General features: G+C 28.3%; 19 protein-coding genes. 11 read left to right on the plus strand and 8 right to left on the minus strand.

All coding sequences use genetic code 11. The features are described 5' to 3' along the window. Nucleotides 1–169: 169 nt before the first annotated feature. The 6 genes from ychF to BLS00_RS02895 all read left to right on the plus strand — a co-directional run bounded on the left by ychF (nucleotide 170) and on the right by BLS00_RS02895 (nucleotide 6,766). Nucleotides 170–1,261, plus strand: a complete 1,092-nt coding sequence (gene ychF / locus BLS00_RS02870) for a redox-regulated ATPase YchF (protein ID WP_176759822.1) — start codon at nucleotides 170–172, stop codon at nucleotides 1,259–1,261. A gap of 11 nt (nucleotides 1,262–1,272) precedes the next feature. Further along, on the plus strand, nucleotides 1,273–2,553 hold the full coding sequence (locus BLS00_RS02875) for a nucleotidyltransferase (protein ID WP_091402655.1): 1,281 nt from the start codon (nucleotides 1,273–1,275) through the stop codon (nucleotides 2,551–2,553). A gap of 17 nt (nucleotides 2,554–2,570) precedes the next feature. Next, on the plus strand, nucleotides 2,571–4,094 hold the full coding sequence (gene guaA, locus BLS00_RS02880) for a glutamine-hydrolyzing GMP synthase (protein WP_091402657.1): 1,524 nt from the start codon (nucleotides 2,571–2,573) through the stop codon (nucleotides 4,092–4,094). Between the two features lie 96 nt (nucleotides 4,095–4,190). After that, nucleotides 4,191–4,841 (plus strand): histidine phosphatase family protein, encoded by a 651-nt coding sequence (locus BLS00_RS02885; protein ID WP_176759823.1) that lies wholly within the window; start codon nucleotides 4,191–4,193, stop codon nucleotides 4,839–4,841. Beyond that, nucleotides 4,838–5,527, plus strand: coding sequence for a 2-phosphosulfolactate phosphatase (locus tag BLS00_RS02890; RefSeq protein WP_091402660.1), 690 nt, complete (start codon nucleotides 4,838–4,840; stop codon nucleotides 5,525–5,527). Before BLS00_RS02885 ends, BLS00_RS02890 begins: the two co-directional genes overlap by 4 nt. 72 nt (nucleotides 5,528–5,599) lie before the next feature. Further along, nucleotides 5,600–6,766, plus strand: a complete 1,167-nt coding sequence (locus tag BLS00_RS02895; RefSeq protein ID WP_091402661.1) for an iron-containing alcohol dehydrogenase — start codon at nucleotides 5,600–5,602, stop codon at nucleotides 6,764–6,766. Nucleotides 6,767–6,768: 2 nt separating this feature from the next. On the opposite strand, the gene BLS00_RS02900 is transcribed toward BLS00_RS02895, so the two are convergent. Continuing rightward, nucleotides 6,769–6,978 (minus strand): hypothetical protein, encoded by a 210-nt coding sequence (locus BLS00_RS02900; protein WP_091402663.1) that lies wholly within the window; start codon nucleotides 6,976–6,978, stop codon nucleotides 6,769–6,771. Between the two features lie 116 nt (nucleotides 6,979–7,094). Here BLS00_RS02900 and BLS00_RS02905 point away from each other — a divergent pair, with 116 nt between their 5' ends. The 4 genes from BLS00_RS02905 (at nucleotide 7,095) to BLS00_RS02920 (ending at nucleotide 11,728) form a co-directional block, all read left to right on the plus strand. After that, the gene (locus tag BLS00_RS02905; RefSeq protein ID WP_167848958.1) at nucleotides 7,095–7,808 is read left to right on the plus strand and encodes an MBL fold metallo-hydrolase; all 714 of its coding nucleotides are present in this window, start codon (nucleotides 7,095–7,097) and stop codon (nucleotides 7,806–7,808) included. A gap of 36 nt (nucleotides 7,809–7,844) precedes the next feature. Then, complete coding sequence (locus BLS00_RS02910; protein ID WP_176759824.1) at nucleotides 7,845–9,599, plus strand: HD-GYP domain-containing protein; 1,755 nt, start codon at nucleotides 7,845–7,847, stop codon at nucleotides 9,597–9,599. A gap of 241 nt (nucleotides 9,600–9,840) precedes the next feature. After that, complete coding sequence (gene trpB, locus BLS00_RS02915; protein ID WP_091402667.1) at nucleotides 9,841–10,998, plus strand: tryptophan synthase subunit beta; 1,158 nt, start codon at nucleotides 9,841–9,843, stop codon at nucleotides 10,996–10,998. A 28-nt stretch (nucleotides 10,999–11,026) separates the two neighbouring features. Beyond that, a complete protein-coding gene (locus tag BLS00_RS02920) occupies nucleotides 11,027–11,728 on the plus strand; it encodes a M48 family metallopeptidase (protein WP_091402669.1) in 702 nt (233 codons plus the stop codon). Nucleotides 11,729–11,742: 14 nt separating this feature from the next. Here the strand turns inward: BLS00_RS02920 and BLS00_RS02925 are convergent, their stop codons facing one another. The 7 genes from BLS00_RS02925 to BLS00_RS02955 all read right to left on the minus strand — a co-directional run bounded on the left by BLS00_RS02925 (nucleotide 11,743) and on the right by BLS00_RS02955 (nucleotide 17,970). Further along, complete coding sequence (locus tag BLS00_RS02925) at nucleotides 11,743–12,444, minus strand: hypothetical protein (protein ID WP_091402670.1); 702 nt, start codon at nucleotides 12,442–12,444, stop codon at nucleotides 11,743–11,745. A gap of 13 nt (nucleotides 12,445–12,457) precedes the next feature. Further along, on the minus strand, nucleotides 12,458–13,474 hold the full coding sequence (locus BLS00_RS02930; protein WP_091402672.1) for an alpha/beta hydrolase family protein: 1,017 nt from the start codon (nucleotides 13,472–13,474) through the stop codon (nucleotides 12,458–12,460). After that, nucleotides 13,474–14,466 (minus strand): alpha/beta hydrolase, encoded by a 993-nt coding sequence (locus BLS00_RS02935; protein WP_091402673.1) that lies wholly within the window; start codon nucleotides 14,464–14,466, stop codon nucleotides 13,474–13,476. The genes BLS00_RS02930 and BLS00_RS02935 overlap by 1 nt, the downstream gene beginning before the upstream one ends. Nucleotides 14,467–14,579: 113 nt before the next feature. Beyond that, the gene (locus tag BLS00_RS02940) at nucleotides 14,580–15,059 is read right to left on the minus strand and encodes a hypothetical protein (protein ID WP_091402675.1); all 480 of its coding nucleotides are present in this window, start codon (nucleotides 15,057–15,059) and stop codon (nucleotides 14,580–14,582) included. A 21-nt stretch (nucleotides 15,060–15,080) separates the two neighbouring features. Continuing rightward, entirely contained in the window at nucleotides 15,081–15,626 is a 546-nt protein-coding gene (locus BLS00_RS02945) for a hypothetical protein (RefSeq protein WP_091402676.1), read from the minus strand. 150 nt (nucleotides 15,627–15,776) lie between these two features. Beyond that, entirely contained in the window at nucleotides 15,777–17,057 is a 1,281-nt protein-coding gene (locus BLS00_RS02950) for a YiiX/YebB-like N1pC/P60 family cysteine hydrolase (protein ID WP_091402678.1), read from the minus strand. A 163-nt stretch (nucleotides 17,058–17,220) separates the two neighbouring features. Further along, entirely contained in the window at nucleotides 17,221–17,970 is a 750-nt protein-coding gene (locus tag BLS00_RS02955; protein WP_091402680.1) for a class I SAM-dependent DNA methyltransferase, read from the minus strand. An 80-nt stretch (nucleotides 17,971–18,050) separates the two neighbouring features. On the opposite strand from BLS00_RS02955, the gene BLS00_RS02960 reads away from it, so the two are divergent. After that, nucleotides 18,051–19,157: a DUF362 domain-containing protein gene (locus BLS00_RS02960; RefSeq protein ID WP_091402682.1), complete on the plus strand. Its 1,107-nt coding sequence runs from the start codon at nucleotides 18,051–18,053 to the stop codon at nucleotides 19,155–19,157.

The following is a 19,157-nucleotide window of genomic DNA, read 5'->3' on the forward strand; positions in this document are numbered from 1 at the left end:
GCCAAAATATAAGCAAAATATTTACTTTAATATATATTAGCATAGATTTGTTTAATGTATTTTACAAAAATACATACATAAGGATTTGAATATACCTTATATATTAAATTATGTTACAATATTTGTTATAATATAAATTGAATAAAGAAAAACAAAAGGAGAATTTCATATGTTGAAAATAGGTTTTGTTGGATTGCCAAATGTTGGTAAATCAACTCTTTTTAATGCTTTATCAGAAAAACAAGTTCCTGCAGAGAACTATCCTTTTTGTACAGTTGACCCCAATCTTGCAATAGTTGAATATGGGGATGAAAGGTTGGATTTTATATATGAATTACAAAGATCAGAAAAAAAGGTAAAGCCTTCAATAGAATTTGTTGATATAGCTGGATTGGTAAAAGGAGCAAGTAAAGGTGAAGGATTGGGAAACAAATTTTTGGATAATATTAGCAAAGTTGATGCAATTGCCCATGTGGTGAGATGTTTTGAAGATTCAAATATAACTCACTCTCAAGGGAGCGTTGATCCAGCCACAGATGCGGAAATTATAGATTTGGAATTAATCGAAAAAGATTTAGAAACTATAAAAAATAGATATGAAAAGAAATTTAAATTAGCCAGGGCTGGAGATAAGGATGCTAAGGTTGAAATCGAGTTATTGGAAAATTTGAAAAATTTTTTAGAAGTGGGCAATCCTTCAAGAAACTTTAAAAAAGAGAGATCAGAAAAAGAACAAGAAATTATTGATTCTTTATTTCTGTTAACTGAAAAACCCGTTTTGTATGTAGCAAACATTGATGAAAACAAAGATAATAATAAAAAATATGTTGAATCGTTAAAAGAATATGTAAAAAAGATTGATGGACAAATTTTTGAAATTAATTCAAAGATAGAAATGGATTTATCATCCATGGAATACGGAGAAAGAGCAATGTTTATAGAGGAATTAGGTATAGATGGAGATTGTTTGGACAAATTTATTAAAAAATCAAAAGATTTGCTTAATTTAATAACGTTTATAACTGGTACCAAGAATGAAACGAAATCTTGGAATGTAATTAACGGGACAACTGCCTACGAAGCGGCGGGAAAAATACACACAGACATACAAAAAGGTTTTATAAAAGCAGAAGTTATAAACACAGAATTGTTGAAAAAATTAGGAAGTATAAAAACAGCAAAAAATAAAGGGCTTATCTCTATTGAAGGGAAAGATTATGTGATTAGAGAAGGAGACTATGTATACTTTCATTTTCATTAAGGAGTTAAAATATGAATTCTTTAGGAGTAATTGTTGAATATAATCCTTTTCATAAAGGGCATTTATATCATTTAAAAAAAGCAAAAGAAAAAACAAATCCCACTCATATTATAGCAGTTATGAGTGGTAATTTTGTACAACGAGGAGAACCTTCTTTAATAAACAAATTTGCAAGAACAAAAATGGCTTTGAATAATGGCATAGATTTAGTTGTGGAATTACCTTTTGTTTACAGCATACAGGATGCTGGAGGCTTTGCTAACGGTTCTGTGGGAACTTTAGCCAGAATGGGGAAAATAAATAATTTGGTATTTGGAAGTGAATCAAATAACTTAGAGTTGTTAGATGAAATAGCAGAAATAATATATAGTAAACCTGCTTCTTACAATAGCAAATTGAAGAAATATTTAAAAGAAGGTATTTCTTATCCGAATGCAAGAAAAAAAGCTTTATTGGATATTTTAAAAAAGCAAGAAGCAAAAGAAATAATAGAAAGCTCAAATGATATATTGGGTATAGAATATTTGGTACATTTGAAAAAGTATAAGTCAGATATAAGTCCAAACACAATAAAAAGAATTGGTTCAAAATACAATGAAAAGAATTTACAAACTGAAATATCTTCTGCTACAGCTATTAGAGAAGCTATTTATAAAGATGGTTTAGATGATCTTAATGATTTTGTTCCACAAAAAACACTCAGTATTTTAGAATCTGAAATAACATCAAAAAGAGGACCAATTAATATAAAAGACCTTGAAAAAATAGTGTTTTACAAATTATATTCATTAACAAGAGAAGAGTTAGAGGAGTATCATGGAGTCATAGAAGGTTTATCAAAAAGATTTTTAGATGCATCAAAAAAGACGAATAATATTTACGAGCTAATTGACAATGTTAAAACAAAAAGGTTCACAAGAACCAGAATAAAGAGAACCTTACTAAACATACTTTTTGAAATAAAAAAAGTTGATGTAAAGATGATTAACAAATATGGACCTCAATATATAAGAGTTTTGGGCTTTAATAATAATGGACAGGAGTTTTTATCTAAAATAAAAAAAGATATTAAAATACCAATTATCACAACAGTTTCAAAATATCAAAACATTAAAAAAAGAATAGATGAGGACATGCTTTCTCATTCAAAATATAAAGTTAATTCAGAAGTTATGAATTATATTTTTAAAAAAGATATTCTTGCATCAAATATATATGCGAGTTTATACAATAAAAGATCAAAAGACTATTTGGAAACCATGGATTTCAACAATAGTGTAATAAAATATTGATTATTGGAGGTATATATATGGAGAAAATTTTGATAATTGATTACGGCAGCCAATATACTCAATTATTGGCAAGAAGAATAAGAGAATTTGGGGTTTATTCTGAAGTTGTGCCTCCTAATAAAAAGCTAAATCTAAAAAATGTAAAAGGGATTATATTGTCAGGTGGACCGAATAGTGTATATTCTGAAAATGCTCCAGTATTAGAAAGTAATATGTTGAAATTAGATATTCCTCTTTTAGGAATTTGTTATGGAATGCAATTGATTGCCTATAATATGGATTGTGAAGTAAAAAGAGATGCAAATGGTGAATACGGAAGAACAGAGATACTTATTGAAAAAAAAGATGAGTTGTTTAATGAAATACCTGATAAAATAACTACATGGATGAGTCATGGAGATAGTGTAATTAGTCTAAGCGAAGGCTTTGAACCAATTGCTAAAACTAAAAATGGAATAATAGCCGGGTTTAGGTTAAAATCAAAAAAAATATGGGGAATTCAGTTTCATCCTGAGGTAAGACATTCTGAGTTTGGTAGTGATATTATAGAAAACTTTGTTTTGGATATTTGTAAAATAAAAGGAGACTGGTCATTATCTAATTTCATTGACGAAAAAATAAAAGAGATAAAAAATAAAATTGGTGATAAAAAAGCAATTATTGCTCTTTCTGGAGGGGTTGATTCTTCTGTTGCTGCTGTCCTTGTTCACAAGGCTATAGGCAAAAATCTTAAAGCGGTGTTTGTTGATCACGGCTTATTAAGGAAAAACGAACCAGAAGAAGTGAAAAGAATTTTCAAAGAAATGATAGGGTTAGATTTAATAACTATAAATGCCAAAGAAAAATTTTTATCAAAGTTAAAAGGTGTATCTGATCCTGAAAAAAAGAGGAAAATAATTGGAGAAGAGTTCATAAGAGTTTTTGAAAAATTTGCGAAGGAGAATGATGATATAGAGTATTTAATACAAGGTACTATATATTCGGACGTTATTGAAAGTGCTGCTTCTGGTTCAAACACATCTGTTATAAAAAGTCATCATAATGTTGGTGGACTTCCCAAAGAAATGGATCTAAAAATCTTTGAACCACTTAGAGAAATATTCAAAGACGAAGTAAGAAGCACTGGTGAAATATTGGGAATTCCAAAAAACATTTTATATAGGCATCCTTTTCCCGGACCAGGTTTAGCTATAAGAATAATCGGTGAAATAACAGAAGAAAAATTGAAAATTTTAAAAAATGTTGATTCAATATTTATAGAAACTTTAAAAGAAAATAGTTGGTACAACAAAGTTTGGCAATCTTTTGCTATACTTACACCAGTGAAAACAGTTGGAGTGGCAGGGGATTCAAGAAAATATGAATACGTTGTATCACTTAGATCTGTTGATAGTGTTGAGGGGATGACAGCAGATTGGTCAAGGATACCTTTTGATATACTCAATCAAGCCTCAAACAGAATAACCAATGAAGTTTCTGAAGTAGGAAGAGTTGTTTATGATATAACTTCAAAACCGCCTGCAACTATTGAATGGGAGTAATATAACAGCCTTATTTTTATAAGGCTGTTTTTTAAATGATAAATTATATTGTGATATAATTATTTTAGGGACTAATAAAAGATGGAGGGATTTATTTTGAATATATATTTAGTCAGACATGGTATTACTGATTGGAACAAAGAATATAGATGGCAAGGTGAAGAGGATGAAGAGTTAAATGCTGAAGGGATTAACCAAGCTGAGACTGTGCAAAAAAGATTTGCAGGTGATAATATAAAGAGTATTTACTCGTCTACTCTAAAAAGAGCAATTAAGACTGCAGAAATAATAAATCGTAACCATAATTTAGAAATAAATAAATTAAGCAACCTCGATGAATGTAAGGTTGGGCCTTTTTCTGGGCTGCACATTGATGAGGTAAAAAATAAGTACAAAAAAGAGTTTAAGGAATGGTCTGGAGACCCTTGGTCAAATATTGAAGGGATGGAATCTCTGGGAGATGTCCAATCAAGATCGGTTAAAGCAGTTAAGAATATAATCTCAAAACATGAAAAAGACGACAAAATAATAGTTGTAGCCCATGGTTTAGTAATAAGAACTATTATTTCTTGGGTTTTAAAATTGCCAATAACTTCAAACTCTAATTTTAGAATAGATAACTGTTCTGTATCGGAAGTCCTTTATGAAAATAATAAATTCAGGTTAAAATCTTTAAATGAAACATGGCATCTAATACATTTCAATATGGCCATATATGAAACGGCAGAAGAAAGAGATTTGCAGTGAAAAGATTGTACACCTATCTTTCTCCAAAAGAAAATCTATTAAACCACGAAATAATAGTTTTGATAGATACTTTTAGAGCCACTACAACTATTAACACATTATTTCATTTAGGGGCAAAAGAAGTTCTTATGACAGATGATATCGAAAGATCTTTTGAATTAAAAGAATCTGGCTATGTATTGTGTGGAGAAAGAAACAGCCAAAAAATAAAAGGATTTGATTTTTCAAATTCACCTTCTGAGTTGTTAAAACAAGAGGACAAAATAAAAAGTAAAAAAGTATTGATAAATACTACTAATGGTGCAAAAGTCTTTAGAAATGTGAATAAAAATTCTAATGTAATTGCATTAAGTTTAACTAATTTAAAAACGGTAATTAATAGAATAGAAATTTATTCTGATATTGGAGTAGTTTGTAGTGGTTTAAATGGGAACTATTCCTTAGAAGATTATTATACAGCCTATAGATTAATTAAAAATATATATTCAAAGTATCCAGACACAAATGATGCTACTGAAATGTCGTACAAGATTGATTTATCTAAAGATATTATCAAAAAAGCGAAGCATTATAAAAACTTAAAGGAATTAAAATTAATAGAAGATATCAATTTATGTTTAAATGAAAGTATTTATGATACGTTTACTTTTTCAGAAAAAAATAGTGGTATATTTAAAATGATTTAACTTAAATGAAAGAGTTTTATTTCTTTTTTGTTTTATCATTGTGTATGAAAACTAACAAAAGGGGGAGAAGTTATGAGAAATTTTACTTTTCAAAATGCAACAAAAGTTGAGTTTGGGAAAGAGTCTTATAAAAAATTACCAGAACAGTTGAAAAAAGACGGGATAGATAAAATACTAATGGTTTATGGAAGAAGTTCAATAAAAAAAATAGGTCTTTATGATACTTTAATTGAATCTTTAAATGCAGCTGGTATAAAAGTAAATGAAATATCAGGAGTACAGCCAAATCCAAGATTAAGCTTGGTTAAAGAGGGATTGAAAAAATTTAAGGAAACAAAATCTCAAGCTATCTTGGCAGTAGGCGGAGGAAGTGTAATAGACACTTCAAAGGCCATTTCTGCAGGCTACTATTATGATGGCGACATATGGGATTTATTTGCAAAAAAAGCCCCCGTTAAAGAGGGATTACCAATTTATACTATTTTAACCCTTTCCGCAACAGGTTCAGAAATGAATGGTAACGCCGTTATAACAAATGAAGAAGCCCAGCAAAAATGGGATATATCTTCAAAAGCTCTTTATCCTGTAGTAACTTATATTTCTCCTGAATTGCAATACTCTTTACCAAAGAGTCAGACGATAAATGGTGCGGTAGACGCTATTTCACATGTAATGGAATTTTATTTTGATACTACTCCAAGAACAGAAATTCAGGATGCTTTAGCAGAAGGTATAATAAAAACTGTAATAAAAGCAACAGAAACTTTGATAGAGGATCCCGAAGATTATCAATGTAGGGCTGCTTTAGCTTGGGGTGCAACATTAGCATTAAATGGGCTCTTGGCAACGGGAAAGCAAGGAGGAGATTGGTCTTCTCACATGATTGAACATGCTCTATCTGCAGTTACAGATGTAGCACATGGGAAAGGATTAGCCATAGTCTTCCCAGCTTTTCTTGAATTTTCAAAAGATAAAATTATGGATAAATTAGATAGATTCGCAGAAAAAATATTTGGAATTGATACAGGAAGCAAAGGTTATGATTCTGATTTAGCAATAAAAGCTTTGAAAGATTGGTATAAAAAAATAGGGCAGCCAGTTAAATTAAAAGAAATTGGATTGGAAGAAGAAAAAATAGAGGTTATTGCAGATAACGCAGCACAAATAGCTCCTTTTGGCCAAATACAAGATATGGACAAAAAGAAGATATTAGAAGTATTAAAAATTGCGTATAAATAGAATTAAACCGGGGTTTCCCGGTTTTTATTATGATAATAGTAACCTTTATTAGATTCACCCACTCTTATTGTTTCAATAGTTATATTTTTCCTAATTAAAATATTTTTTATTATTTTTTTAGCTTCTTCTTTATTATTAGCAAAAATATCCTTTGAACCAGATAGAGGTGAATAATCATTATAACCAAACCATATAACATTATACAATGCCATTAGAAACACCTCCTTGATATAATATATTATAACATACAAATATTAAGAAAAACAAAGAAATATTAATCTAATCAAAAATAATTGGACATAACAAGATATAAATGGAGATGATAGATGTGAAAATTTTAGGTATAGTAGATAATTATAAAAAATCTGATGAATACAAAACAGATTGGGGTTTTTCTGTAGCTATAAGTATGGACCATTATAATATAATTTTTGATACGGGAAATGATCCAGAAATTTTAAAACACAATATGAAAAAATTGAACCTGGATGACAAAAATAGAAATATTGATTTGTTGTTTATATCGCATAATCATTCAGATCATACGGGAGGCATAAAATACTTTTCAAACAATTTCTATTTAAACAACATAGCAATTCCTTACGACATTGATAAAAACATATTAGAATTAGTATCTTCGCTTAGAAATACAAGAACCATGAACATAAAATCACCAACTACTTTAGATATGAATATTCATACAACAGGAATTATTGGAGAAGATATCAAAGAGCAGTCTTTAGTAATTGAAACAAAAAAAGGATTAGTTCTTTTTGTAGGATGTTCACACCCTGGAATTTCAAAGATAATAGAAACAGTTCAAAATACTTTTAATGATAGAATCCATTTTTTGATTGGGGGGTTTCATTTTTATAAGTTAAACGAAGATAAACTACAAAATGAAATTGATTATTTAAAAAATTCTGACATAGATTTTATTGCTCCAACTCATTGCACTGGAGATAGAGCAAAAAATATTTTAAAGAGAGATCTGGCAGAAAGGTTTGTAGAATTTGGCGTTGGCTATAAAATAAATATATGATATAATTATATGAACTTTATTCTGTTGGGGGTAAATATGATAAAAAGCTTAAAAAAATTGAATAGAACTATATTCTTATTAGCTTTATCTATTTTGTTGATATCTTTTTTTGTATTTTTTTTCAGTTTCTTTCAATTCAATGAGAATGAAAAAATTAATATAGTTATAGACGAAAATATAAGTGATGTAAATTCCATAATTTCGAACCTTTATTATATTAGGGACAATGAAGTATCTCCAGGCGATAAGAGACTAGATGATATATTAAATTTATTAAGAGAAATAAAAAATCAAAATCAAAATTTAAACATAGAATATAGCTTCTATATTACGGATAGTTTTTTAAAGGATTTTAATTCACAACCAGTAGAAGATGTAATTAATGAAATTTCAAAATACGCAAGATATATTAGAGATTATAAACAAGAAAGAATAGACCAGGCCTTTCAATTCAACAGATTTTCTTTGGTATTTCTTATGCTATCCATAGGGGTATTGACTGTTTTAGTTACATATCAAAGATTTAATTTAAACAATTTTTTTGAAAAAATAAATAAAGGCGTTAAAGATATTGAACATATATTAAGTTATAAAAAGATAGACAAAAAAATAGATTATGAATGGCAAGAAGAAAAAATATTTATAAAAGAAATTGAAAAAATCGATGAAGAAATGAAAATAAACAAGAATTTATTAGAAATTGGAAGATACAATTCTATGTATGAATTACTTAAAGAAATTATGGATACAGTAGATTCTAAACTTCCTATTGATAGGTTATCTTTTGCATTTATAGACACTACAGGAAATGTAATTGCCGAAACTGCTTCAACAAAACTTGGTAATATATTTTTAGATGCAGGATTTGCTGATAAATTAGACAACAGATCTTTAAAGGAATTAGTCAAATCAAAGGAATATAGAATAATAAATGATTTGGAAGATCATTACCACAACAAAAGAAAATCTGAAGCAACAAGACTTTTATTAAAAGAAGGTATAAGATCAAATTTAACCGCGCCAATTGAATTTAGTGACAAAGTGGTAGGATTCATTTTCTTTGCCTCATCAAAGAAAAATATATACAGCCAATACCACATAAACCTTGCTAAAAGAATTGTGAACATATTAAAGCAAAATATTTTTAGCCATTATATCGTTCAACAAATCATAGCTTCAACATCAAATGGATTTGTTAAATTAGTTGAAGGGAAAGATAATGAAACCGGCGATCATATTTCAAGGGTTGCAAATGTTTCAGGACTAATAGCTAAAAAACTTTCTTTTATAAATTCAGATATAACACCAAAATTTATAAGAGAACTCTATCTTTTTGCCCCATTACATGATATTGGAAAAGTTGGTATACCAGACGAAATTCTTTTAAAACCGGGTAAATTAACTAAAGAAGAATACGATATTATGAAAAAACACGTAACTATTGGGGAAAATATTATAAATGATATGAATAAAAATATTGAAAATTTAAGCGATTTGAGCCTTTTAAATACTGCAATAAATATAATAAGCGGACATCATGAAAAATTTGATGGTTCTGGCTACCCAAGAGGGAAAAAGGGAAAGAATATATCTTTAGCTGGAAGAATAGTAGCAGTAGCTGATGTTTTTGATGCATTAATGAGCAAAAGACCTTACAAAGATGCTTTTAGTTTTGAAGAGTCTTTTAATTTAATTAAAAAAGGCTCGGGAAATCATTTTGACCCTGAAATAGTTGAAATGTTTGAATCTTCAATTAAAGAAGTTAAGGAAATTTATGGTCTTTACAATTAATCAATATTGTGTTATTATTAAAATATAAAATTTAGGGAGTGGGTATCATGTTTATTAACTCTTTAAATGTAAATAATAATTGGTGGTGGCATCTAACTTAGGATGTCATTTATCGCTATATAAAAAAATAAGCGAGGCATCCTATTTATATGGATGCCTCTTTTTTATTGGGTATATACCCCTTTCTCTATAAAAAGAGGAAGGGGATTTTTTTATATAAAATCAAAAGGAGTGAAAAAAAATGTTGAAAACAAGTGGTATTTATTATGGTGAATTTGGTGGAAGATATGTTCCTGATCATTTGGATAAAAAGTTGGAAATTTTAGAAGATGTTTTTAAAGAAATAAAAAATGATCCGGTTTTTATTTCTGAATATCAATATTATCTTAAAAACTATGTTGGAAGGCCTTCTGCACTTTATTATGCAAAAAATTTGAGCAAAATAATTGGTGTTAAAACATATCTAAAGAGAGAAGATCTAAATCATACTGGTGCTCACAAAATAAACAACGCTATTGGACAAATTCTTATAGCAAAAAGAATGGGTAAGAAAGAGATAATAGCTGAAACAGGTGCAGGGCAACATGGTGTAGCAACTGCAACAGCTGCAGCATTATTTAATATGAAATGTAAAATATTCATGGGAGAAGAAGATATTAATAGGCAAAAAATGAACGTAGAGAGAATGAAGATATTAGGAGCAGAAATTATACCGGCAACAAATGGGACAAAAACCTTAAAAGAAGCTGTTGATAAGGCACTTGAATATTATGTTGATAATCCAGAGAGCTATTACTTGCTTGGCTCAGCTGTAGGGCCCTCACCTTATCCAGAAATGGTTAAGTTTTTTCAATCTGTTATTGGGCAAGAAGCTAAAAAGCAATTTTTTGATTTTGAAGGGGAATTACCAGATGGAATATTTGCTTGTATAGGTGGGGGCTCGAATTCTATTGGCATTTTTAATGATTTTATAAAAGATGAAGTAAAACTTTATGCAGCAGAAGGTGGTGGAGAGGGTATAAACTCTGGAAGGACGGCAGCCACACTTTCAAGTAAAAGTCAACCTATAATATTCCAAGGCTCATTCTCTTATTGCCTAACAGATCAAGAATCAAATCCTATAGAGGCATATTCTATTTCAGCAGGTTTAGACTATCCAGGTATAGGACCTGAACATGCTTTTTTCAAAGAATCAAATAGAATTATGTATTATCCAATAAATGATGATGAAGCTATAGAATCATTTAAAATTCTTTCAAAAGAAGAAGGTATAATTCCAGCTATAGAATCTGCCCATGCAATTGCTTTAGCAAAGAAAATTGCAAAAGTAGAAGGTTTAAAAAAGATAATCGTTAACTTATCTGGTAGAGGAGATAAAGATGTAGGAAGATTCTTATAAAAATGGTAAAATACTTTTGGTGATAATTTTGATAAGTAGAATAAAAATCCAAAATATAGAAATGGATCTTCTTATAAAGAACATAACTAAAAAAAGTTTAAAGATATATGTTTCCGAAGATAAAAAACTGGTTATACATAAACCAAAAGATTACCCTATGGCAAAGGTTAAAAATTTTATATTAAAAAATGAAAAAAACATTATAGAAGAATTCAATAAAGAAAAAGAAATTACTAATGATTTTCATTTTTTGGGTGAAGAAATTGATTATGCTTACAAAGAAAATTCACAAGTTATGAACGTTGATGTAAAAAAATTGGGGAATAATTTATTGGTAGTATACAATAAAAATCTTCCAGAAAATATTAAAAAAGAAATTATTGAAAAAGAACAGATAAACTTCTTTTACAAAGAACTGGGAGATTTGATATTAAAATATGTTGAAAAACATAAAATTCATATACAAAAAAATATAAATATTATAAAAATAAAAAATTTAAAGTCAAGATGGGGAAGTTGTTCATCAAAAAACAACTTGAACTTCAACATAAAGCTTATATGTTTTAGAGAAGAAGTAATAGAGTATGTTGTAGTACATGAGATGTGCCATTTAGTTCATATGGATCATTCAAAAGAATTTTGGCGATTAGTGGAAAAGATTTTGCCAGATTATAGAGTAAGAAAAAGCGAATTATCTAAAAAAATAAAAATTCCGGAGCTTTTAAAATAGCTCCGGAAATATTTTTAGTAATCTGTATCTATTTCAAACATCATAGATATTAAAAATCCTTCTAATTTGTTATCTATTGCGCTATTTTCTAAGAAGTTTGGAAACATAGAAACAAAGTTGTTAGTCCAACCAATATTTGCAATGTTGAAGAAGTAATCAGTTTTTAAAACCATATTTATAGAAGTATATCTATTTTTATTTATATTAAAGCCTAAGTCAACACCAATTTTAAGAGGAACTTCCATAGAATATAAAATTGTACTGTTACCAGGATTATCTAACACATTTTGAACATTTTCAACAGATTTTTCTTGAATCAAAAATATTTGAGACCCTATTCCCATACCAAAATTTGGCATAAGGCTAATTGTTCCAAATTCTAAATTATAGCCAACACCACCAGTAAAAGTAGTGCCAACAAACCTATTTTTGTAGTTATTATTTTCATTACTTAAATTCATAAAAATATTTGTATCCATTATTAGTGCCAAATTGTTATCCAGAATAAAACTATTAGAATTAGCCATGTTGAAAATAGGTGTATTTATTGTTGGAAGATCATGTTCTTGAAATGTAGAATTTATGGCTTCTACGTCTAATAAAGCTACACCTCCGCCAAAACTACTTTTCATTGAATAAGTTTTTTCGTTATTTGAAGCACTAAAAACAAGAGTAAAAGATAAAACCAATAAAAATACCAATAATGTTTTTTTCATTTTTACTACCTCCTTATTTGTGTATAAAATTATCAAAGTTATCAGAGATCTTATCTCTTTCGAGCAATCTGGTTCTAATCTTACTGTCTTTTATATTTAGTTTATTCAAAATATAATGTGCTAAAAGATATTCAAAGGGCAACCACGTAACGTGTCCAACTGGTATCATGTAATATTTACATCCTTTAAACTCTTTTAAAAGCATTTTTCTACTTTTCCTTGAGAGGGTGTTGTCAAAAATCGCTTCTATAAAAGTTATTATTTTTGGGTCTACCAAATGAGCATAAGATAAAGGATCGATTTTAAAAAGAGGGTGAATATCTGATTCCATTATTTCTTGTGCACTCATGGTTTTAACTTTGTCTAAGTTTTTTTTGTAGATAGAATTTATGTATTCAACATCATGTAAGTTGTAATCAGTTTTAAAACCTTTATCTATTAACCTCCTTATAAACTTTGTTGTGGGAGAACGATACAATATCTCTGGTAGACTCCCGCCGGTAGTCATTAAAACAAGTTCACTAATCCTTTTATCTACAGCAGCTGTAATTGTAGAAACCATTCCACCAAGGCAATATCCAATTACAATGTTATTTTCTTTCCAAAGGTCTAAAGATTCAAGTAGATCAAGCGTTGATCTTAAATCTACAACAGCATTTTCCCAAAATTGAACCAATTGATTCATTTCTGGCCAAAGAAAACTTCTTCCACTAACGGATGAGTCATCTACTCTGGTGTAATTACCGGGTAAAATTAGAATAGTAGAATTTATTCCAACAGAAGCCAAATGTCTTCCCATCCAGATCAAGAATTTTATATTTGAACTGCCCAAACCATGAACAATCAAAGAAGATGCGAATATTTTCCCTTTTGGCTTAAAGTTATAAATCTGAACTTGTTCTGTTCCCATTTTTGGGTTTTTATATCTTGTTTTATAAGTTATATAGCTACATCTATAGTGTTTCCCTTTAAAAATATAACCAGAACTGTAATCAAAAGGATTCTTTTCATAGTTAAAGTTGACTTTCATCATTTATTCATCCTTTTCAAAAAATTTATCGTTCTTTTTATTATTTTAATAGTTTGATAATCGTTCATATAGAATTCAAAAGTATGGCCGCCTTTTTTGTGTACTAAAAATTCATAAGGAACATTTAAATGCTTTAGTTTTTTAGCTATTTTTACAGAAGAACAAAAAGGGACCGTATCGTCCAATTTTCCATGAGCTATCAAAACAGGAGGCAGATTCTCGTTCATCCAATGTTTTGGTGAGTAAAATTCATAATCTAACTCATTTGCCTCAGGCATCGATTTCATAGTTGAAAGTACTGCAAATTTAGCAAAAAGAGACTTTACATCTTTATTGAAAATATCTTTAAGGTCGTAAGGAGTGTAATAAATTATTAGACTTTTAATACCTTTCATCTCTTCTTCATGCATCATTGCCGAATGGTAAGCAGCATAAAGGAAACTTAAATGTCCTCCAGCTGAAAGCCCCATTAGGTTAATTTTTGATTTGTCTACTTTTAGTTCATTATTATTATTTTTTATATATTTAAGTGCATCTTCGTAATCTTCAAGAATTTCATCCATAGTGTTGGATATTCCCAATCTGTAATCAATAGAACAAACTAAAAAACCATTAACAGCTAAATATTTACACCACGAAACGTTGTTAGCTTGTCTTCTAAAACCTGATATCCATCCACCCCCATGGGCAAACAAAACTGTTGGATATTTTTCTTGTTTTTTTTCAGGGTAATAAATATCCATTTTTAGTTTTTTCTTGTTTTTTGTTGTTTTATAGTGTACTGTTTTAACTTTTACATCTTTTTTTATATTAAGTGGTAGCTTTCTAAATAACAAGTTTAAGATATATATCGTTGAATAAGTGAAAAAAGCTATAACAAGAACTATTCCACCATAGATAAAAGAAAATATTAAAATAAAAAACACATAGATGAATCTAAAAAAACTTTTGGATTTGTGGAGAAAAGCAACAAAATTGTTGTATTTTTTCATAAGCACCTCTAAAAAGTATAAAAATAAATAATTAAAATAAATTTTTAAGTCTATATAAATTATAACATAATAAAAAATCCGGCCTAAGCCGGATTTGATTTTTAATTTTTTTATTAATTTATTTCAACAGGAATTTCGTTTGCAAAGTCAACCATTAAATTGTTTAAATTTAAAATATTGTCGTTAGAATTCATAAATTCTACTATGGCATTTGTAAATACCTGTGATTTAACATTTTTTACGGATTTAACTGTTAAATTTCTTGAAGAATTTGTCCCAAAATATTTGTTATTGGTATTTGCTTTAACAATATATCCGTTAGAAACCATTTGATTTAACTTTTCTAATTTTTTATCTTCTAAAGGGCTGCTTGTAGAAATTTCAATTCCATTATTCGTTGAAGAATAAGAGCTACTTGATGTGCTGACCATAGAAAGAATAATGGCATCACTTGTTATTTCTATTGAATCAAAATGGTCTAAATTATACATAATTGAACCACTTCCGTCAAAATTACCTACAAATAAGAATTTAGCTGAAAAAGAAATCAAAGTTAACGCAATTAGAGTTACTATTAGTAAAGTTTTTTTCATTCAAATAACCTCCTATAGTTATTAGTCTTTTGTTGCTATCCATTTATTAACATAATTATCAAAACCATTATACGTTATTTTAATAGTTTCTGTTGGTGTTCCTTCTAAAGTTAAATTAGATAATTCATTTATTATATCGCCTTTTAATCTAAAAAGGCCACTGTATGTCTCAGCATTTAGGTTTTGATAATTTACATTAAAAATAAAACTAACAGTATTTTCATCATAATTTATTGTGAATTCTGGTTCATCATCGAAATAAACAAAATTACCATCACCTGAAGAGTCATAGTCATTAGGCCAATCGTATAATTTCGCTATCATTTTATATCTATTATCATAATTTGGCTCCAAGTAAAATTTAAAAGGTATCTCATCAATTGCAGTTTTAGGATCTGCGTTTGTTGCTTTTACATTATTTGAAGTTTCTACTGTGAAATTTAATGTATAAGTACCTTCTAAAGTTTCCTGTAATTGAGTCGCGTTTACCTGTCCTTCATATGGAACACAACTTGCAAAAACTAACAAAGTAATTACTAATAGCCCGGAAAAAATTGTTTTTTTCATAAAATCCCCCCTTCATTGGTTTAAAAATTTAATCACAATCATTTATTACATTTTTATTATAGAATATTTTTGTTAAATCTACAACTAAGAAGTGACAACTTGCCATATTTTGGAATAAAAAGTCAAAATCTGCATAAACTTAGTTAAAGCCTATCCAGATATTATGTCTAAAGTATCTCGATTTATAGAGTTTTTAAAAGAATCTTCTGTTGATTTAAAAGCTTTTTTTGTTTTTTCGGATGAATCGTAAAAAATAACAAAACTAAGTTTTTCTTGATTATTTAGATAGTATTTAACAAAATCATCTGGTTTCATATAGTATTTACCCATTGAATAATATGGTTTAAAGTCTAATAATTCTGTTTTAGTATAAGCTACATATAATAATTCAGAACAGACTAAATCTTGATCATCTTTAAAATTGAATTTATAATCATAACTTTTACCAAAATAGTTGAAGGAGTTTTTAATGGCTAAAAACTTTTCTGATTTGGATAAATTTGGTCTTAAAGCTGAAAAATAATCAGACTCTCCCATTGAGTCAAATTCGTTTAAAACAACTCCCTTGTAATTAGATTCATAAAGAATTAGTTCAGGGTTTCTTTTCATCAAATCATATATCAAAGGGTACTCTTGCTTTAACCATTGGGAATAAATTGTATTATTTAATTCTTCTATGCCTTCAAAATACTTATCTAACTCTTCTAAGGTTCCAAGGTACATTCCTGAGTGAGTCCAAAAACCGCCTACTCCAATATTCGTCATCTGCCAGTTCATTCTTCTGAGCAATATATCTCCTGGTTCTAAATGTTTTATTATGTCTTTTTTTTGTTCATCGTTTATAAATTTATCTTCTCGCGTTGTCAATTCTCTGCCTGTTATAAACTTTGCCATATATTCTATTATAAAATCAAAAGAATTTTTTGATATTTTTGAATAATTTTCATAATAATCAAAGACTGGATTGTAAATTATATTTATATTTTCAATTGGATTAGAGAAAGAAAACAATGAAAAAGAAAAAACTATAAAAATACTAATAATATTTTTTAGATATTTCAATTTAGTGGAAAGCATTATGGATAGCTTTGTTAATAGTAAGACAATTAACAGATTAAAATATGTGAAAAGAGAAATATTCAAAATAAAACTATATTCTCCAAATATATCAGATCCAAAGGTAATCAAAGATAGTAAAAAAGTCTTTAGCACACTTAATAGATAAAATTTTAGAGTATTGTATTCTTTGAATTTTTTGGCTAATTTTAGTGAAGAAAAGTAAAGAGATTTTAGTATATAAATGCCCCATCCACTGAACAAAAAGAATGTTGATATTTCGTATGAACTTTCTCCAAATAAAGTAAATTTGTTTATTATTATGCTTATGATATGCATAATAATAGCGTTGATTATAAAAAAATATTTTTTCATCTTATATCCCCCATTACACAATCCATAATATAACTGTTATAAAATTAAAATACACAATAAAACATTAATCAAGTTAAAATATCGTAAATTTATAATAATATAGCAAAAAAATATTTATTTTTATTTACGTTAAAGTAATAAATATAATCATATAAAAATAGAGTTATTTAATTGCTACTACATACATTCTATTAGACTCTTCTAAATCAGGTAACAAAGGGTTTAAACTACTATAAAAGTATATTTCGTTAAATCCAACAGAAGTCAACAAATCCTTGATTTCTATTTTTTTATATCCTTTTTCAACATGTTCTTCTTCATATTTTTGCCATTGATTATTTCCTTGTCTTAAGAAGAAACTTATTTTCATGTATGCTAAATTGTTTTCGTAATCATAATTAGACTGATGAACTTCAAATAAATCTTTTGTATCTTCAAAAATATAATAAGGCAAGTCATTCCAAACAGTAATCAATCCGTGAATAGTGTTCATATCAAACATAAAAACTCCATCATCATTCAACATATAATAAGCATTTTCAAAGACCTTTTTGAGATTATTTTTATCAATGATATAATTTAAAGAATCGAACCAACTGGTTATAATGTCGTATTTCTTATCAATTTTAAATTTTATTATATCTTGGACATAAAATTTTATATTGAGATTTTCTTCAAAAGATTTTTTTTTAGCGTTATCTATTTGCCCCTTGGATAAATCTACTCCTTCAACGTTAAAACCTTTTTTTGTTAATTCTCTACAAAAAGTACCTTCACCACAAGCAAGATCAAGAATACTATCGCATTTTTCTATGTAATTTTTTATTAAAAATGGAAAAATATCCGCAATATTTTTGCTGAATTTTAAATAATCTTTTTTATAAATTTTTGAAAAATTATCGTATAGATTCATTTATTATACCCCCTATAAAATATTGATTAAATATATTATAATATATAATGGTTTAATTTAGAATACTTGGAGGTGTTAATATGGCAGCTGAAGTTTATTTTGCAGATTTGAATGCAAGAAAACCACAAGATAACAAAGTTAATAAAATAAAAAAACTTTTTGAAAGGGCTGGTTTTGCTGATTTAATAGACGAAAACGATTTAACCGCTATTAAAATTCATTTTGGCGAAAGGGGAAATGATGGTTTTATTAACCCTATTTTTGTTAGACCTGTTGTGGATAAAATAAAAGAAGCAGGAGGTAAGCCTTTTGCTACTGATACAAATACTTTGTATAAAGGTGAAAGAAAAAATTCTGTAGATCATCTTGTTACTGCTACAGAACACGGTTTTGTTTATTCTGTTATTGGAGCCCCTATTATTATCGCTGATGGAATGTTGAGTAAAAATATTTCAGATGTAGAAATAAATCAAAAGCATTTTAAAACTGTTAAAATCGCTAGAGATATTGAAAATGCTGATAGCATGATTGTGATGTCTCATTTTAAAGGCCATAATTTAGCAGGTTTTGGTGGGGCTTTAAAAAACTTAGCTATGGGTTGTGCCCCAAGAGTAGGGAAGATGCAAGAACATTCTATGAGACCAAAAGTAGATAAAGAATTTTGTACTGGATGCCAAACATGTTTTAGGAATTGCCCTGAAGATGCTATACAAATGATTAATAGAAAAGCTCAAATTGATGTAAGAAAATGTATAGGCTGTGGAGAGTGCATGCAGGTTTGTCCTGAAGACGCTATCGGAGTTAACTGGAAAACTGAGGTAAAAGGTTTTATGGAAAGAATGACAGAATATGCTTATGGAGCAATAAAAAATAAAAAAGATAAAGTTGGATTCATAAACTTTGTTATGAAAGTTACTCCTGATTGTGATTGTGCACCTTGGTCAGATGCCCCAATAGTTCCAGATATTGGAATATTAGCTTCTAAAGACCCAATAGCATTGGACAAAGCTTGTTATGATCTTGTAAATAATCAACATGGTTTTGAAGGATCACAATTAAAATCTAATTTTGAGCCTGGAAAAGACAAGTTTGTAGGAATGAGAGAGGACTCTCAAGGGTATATTCAAATAAGCTATGGTGAAGAAATGGGAATAGGTACAACAGATTATAATCTTATAAAAATTTAA

Origin of the sequence: Geotoga petraea (assembly GCF_900102615.1) — a bacterium.
GTDB classification, from domain to species: domain Bacteria; phylum Thermotogota; class Thermotogae; order Petrotogales; family Petrotogaceae; genus Geotoga; species Geotoga petraea.

Excerpts from the sequence above, each read along its gene's own strand:
- ychF (WP_176759822.1), top strand. The coding sequence starts at position 170 with ATGTTGAAAATAGGTTTTGTTGGATTGCCAAATGTTGGTAAATCAACT.
- BLS00_RS02875 (WP_091402655.1), top strand. The coding sequence starts at position 1,273 with ATGAATTCTTTAGGAGTAATTGTTGAATATAATCCTTTTCATAAAGGG.
- guaA (WP_091402657.1), top strand. The coding sequence starts at position 2,571 with ATGGAGAAAATTTTGATAATTGATTACGGCAGCCAATATACTCAATTA.
- BLS00_RS02895 (WP_091402661.1), top strand. The coding sequence starts at position 5,600 with ATGAGAAATTTTACTTTTCAAAATGCAACAAAAGTTGAGTTTGGGAAA.
- BLS00_RS02900 (WP_091402663.1), bottom strand. The coding sequence starts at position 6,978 with ATGGCATTGTATAATGTTATATGGTTTGGTTATAATGATTATTCACCT.
- BLS00_RS02910 (WP_176759824.1), top strand. The coding sequence starts at position 7,845 with ATGATAAAAAGCTTAAAAAAATTGAATAGAACTATATTCTTATTAGCT.
- trpB (WP_091402667.1), top strand. The coding sequence starts at position 9,841 with ATGTTGAAAACAAGTGGTATTTATTATGGTGAATTTGGTGGAAGATAT.
- BLS00_RS02925 (WP_091402670.1), bottom strand. The coding sequence starts at position 12,444 with ATGAAAAAAACATTATTGGTATTTTTATTGGTTTTATCTTTTACTCTT.
- BLS00_RS02930 (WP_091402672.1), bottom strand. The coding sequence starts at position 13,474 with ATGAAAGTCAACTTTAACTATGAAAAGAATCCTTTTGATTACAGTTCT.
- BLS00_RS02935 (WP_091402673.1), bottom strand. The coding sequence starts at position 14,466 with ATGAAAAAATACAACAATTTTGTTGCTTTTCTCCACAAATCCAAAAGT.
- BLS00_RS02940 (WP_091402675.1), bottom strand. The coding sequence starts at position 15,059 with ATGAAAAAAACTTTACTAATAGTAACTCTAATTGCGTTAACTTTGATT.
- BLS00_RS02945 (WP_091402676.1), bottom strand. The coding sequence starts at position 15,626 with ATGAAAAAAACAATTTTTTCCGGGCTATTAGTAATTACTTTGTTAGTT.
- BLS00_RS02950 (WP_091402678.1), bottom strand. The coding sequence starts at position 17,057 with ATGAAAAAATATTTTTTTATAATCAACGCTATTATTATGCATATCATA.
- BLS00_RS02955 (WP_091402680.1), bottom strand. The coding sequence starts at position 17,970 with ATGAATCTATACGATAATTTTTCAAAAATTTATAAAAAAGATTATTTA.
- BLS00_RS02960 (WP_091402682.1), top strand. The coding sequence starts at position 18,051 with ATGGCAGCTGAAGTTTATTTTGCAGATTTGAATGCAAGAAAACCACAA.